Here is a 591-nt window from a genome sequence, read left to right as displayed (position 1 = left end):
CATTCCATCCATCACGAGTGTTCGATCTCTCCGGATTCGGTTTCGCCGGCGACCACGCGCGCCAGGACATCGTTGCTGTCGGAAGCGACCAGGCGGAACGCCATGCCGGCCCGCACCCACGCACCGGTGACCTCGCGGCCCATGCGTCCGCCGCGGATCCAGCGCACTTCGCTGCCATCCAGGCGCGTGACCACGACCTGCACGTCGTCTGCGCCGCTTTCGCGCAGGTCCCACGACACTTCGACGGTGCGCGGGGCGACGTTGCGCAGGCGGAAGTCGATGCGCGACAGATCGATCGCGCGCCCCGCCATCGGCACGACGGGCGCGGGCGCCACGGCTTCGCCCGCCTCTTCTTCGCCCGCGACGATGGTGGCGAGCACCTCGTCGGTGCCCATGGCGACCAAGCGGAACTCCATGCCCGGCTGCACCCACGGGCCGGTCTTCTGTTTGCCGGCGTGTCCGCCCCGCATCCAGTGCACCTCGCGGCCGTCGAGGCGGCGGACGACGATCTCGACGTGTTTCGCGCCRCTCTCGCGCACGTCCCAGGCGATTTCCGCCGTGCCCGGCGCGATGTTGCGCGCGCGGAACTCG

At 70.7% G+C, this 591-nt stretch carries 1 protein-coding gene; it reads right to left on the bottom strand.

Annotated elements, in window-relative coordinates; genetic code table 11:
* Positions 1 to 11: 11 nt before the first annotated feature.
* A partial coding sequence (locus AC1DRF_RS31555) for a hypothetical protein (RefSeq protein ID WP_477742767.1) occupies positions 12 to 591 on the bottom strand: 580 nt, incomplete at its 5' end.

This window comes from Priestia sp. P5_B4, from assembly GCF_056400385.1.
Note: the sequence above shows the minus strand (reverse complement) of the source record. Positions and strands in the feature narration are given on the sequence as shown.